General features: G+C 62.4%; 2 protein-coding genes. One reads left to right on the top strand and one right to left on the bottom strand.

Annotated elements, in window-relative coordinates:
• The coding region (locus JF66_RS24770) for a hypothetical protein (protein WP_231556536.1) at positions 1–192 on the bottom strand (192 nt) is incomplete at its 3' end.
• Between the two features lie 482 nt (positions 193–674).
• Here JF66_RS24770 and istA point away from each other — a divergent pair.
• On the top strand, positions 675–1948 hold a 1274-nt coding region (gene istA, locus JF66_RS20200), incomplete at its 3' end, for an IS21 family transposase (protein WP_035880692.1).

The following is a 1948-nucleotide window of genomic DNA, read 5'->3' as shown; positions in this document are numbered from 1 at the left end:
GGAGTCAATTCTTTGGTGAATCCAGAGAAGTGCCGCCTGACCAGCACTTCTTCGTGTCTTCTGTAGGTACAGATTTGATGTTTTTGGTTCGCTTATGGGTTCAAGTCTCAGTTCGTTGAAAATACTGGACTTGATCAGCTTTTTTCCTCCAATGTGGGGGAGCGTGGTGTTCTGCCGATGACGTTTATCCACCGTTTATTCATAAAAGTGGTCCATTTCGGCCTTTTCTTGCGTGACTGCAAAATCGCGTTCGGTTGGTCTGGGTCCACCTCGAGCAGCTTCGGGTCGTTGAGACTTGAAAGGTTCTTCGTTCACTCGTGAGGTCACCAGGCATTGGTTGAACCTGGAACGAACGTTGTGGTTCCGGGAGGACCAGAGTGGAGGTTTACCTTCACTTGAGCGGTGAACTGCAGGGGTAATGCGGACAGGAGTCACGCAGGAATCGCGGGGGAGAGGACGACGGCAGGCGTGCTGGAACCTCAGGCGTGCTGGAACTGTTTCGGCGCTGCCTCCCCGGTTTCTGGCTGGGGTGACTATGGCAGCGTTAGTGGGACCCACCAGGGCAATCTAAGCGGGACCCACTTCGGCTGTTTCGGGGTGTCTGGGGCAATCTAAGCCGGACCCACCTGCACCGTTGTTGCAACGTGTTTTCGTTGCTCAAGGTGGAGGTTCGGATGGAGTCTCGGGTGGAGTTGTTCGCGCGGATCCGGCGTGATGCGCGTCTGGATGGCCTCTCGATCAGGGAGTTGGCCCGGAGGTATGGTGTGGGCCGGCCGACGGTGCGGCAGGCTCTCGCGCAGGCGGAACCGCCAGCGCGGAAACCGAGGGTGCGGACGGCGCCGCGGTTGGACGCGTTCAAACCGGCGATCGACGCAATGCTCCGCCAGGATCTCGACGGTCCGCGCAAGCAGAAGCACACCGCGAGGCGGGTTTTCGCTCGCCTCGCAGAGGAGCACGATGCGACCGAGTTGTCGTATTCGACGGTCCGTGATTATGTCCGCCGACGCCGCCCGGAGATCGATGTCGAGGCGGGTCGTTTGCCTGAGGTGTTCGTCCCGCAGGAGCATGCTCCGGGTGCTGAGGCGGAGGTCGACTTCGGGGAGGTCTGGGTGGTGCTGGCCGGGGTGAAGACCAAGTGCCACATGTTCGCATTCCGGCTGTCGCATTCGGGGAAGGCAATCCACCGGATCTATCCGACTCAGGCGCAGGAGGCGTTCCTTGAGGGCCACATCGACGCGTTCGACGATATTGGCGGTGTCCCGACCCGGCATATCCGCTATGACAACCTCACCGACGCGGTCGTGAAGGTCATCTACGGCACGGGCAGGCAACGCACGGAGAATCAGCGATGGCTGTTGTTCCGTTCCCACTACGGGTTTGACGCTTTCTACTGCCATCCCGGGATCGAAGGGGCGCATGAGAAGGGCGGCATCGAGGGCGACGTCGGCCGGTTCCGCCGCACCCATCTCTCGCCGATGCCGGCCGTCGATACGCTTGCGCAGTTGAACGACCGGATCCGGCAGTGGGATCTCGACGATGAGGACCGCCGGATCGGCGACCGCATCCGCACCGTCGGCCAGGACTTCGCCCTCGAACGCGGTCTGCTGGCGCCGATCACGGTGGAACGGTTCGAGCCGGGCCTGTCATTGACACCGCGGGTGAGCAGGTCGAGCCTGGTCCGGGTGCGGATGGCGTCTTACTCGGTGCCGGCCCGGTTCATCGGTCGGCTGGTGAGGGTGTCCCTGCGCGCGTCGGAGGTCATCGTCTTCGACGGCCGCAACGAGATCGCACGCCACCCGCGGGTGGTCGCGCTCCACGGGCAGAGCGTGAACCTCGACCACTACCTGGAGGTACTGCTGCACAAGCCGGGCGCGCTTCCGGGGTCGACGGCCCTGACCCATGCTCGGGCGTCGGGGGTGTTCACGTCGACCCATGAGGCGTTCTGGGC

This window comes from Cryobacterium sp. MLB-32, assembly GCF_000738085.1.
GTDB lineage: Bacteria > Actinomycetota > Actinomycetes > Actinomycetales > Microbacteriaceae > Cryobacterium.
The sequence above is the reverse complement of the archived record's forward strand: the minus strand, read 5'-3'. Positions and strand labels throughout refer to the sequence as shown.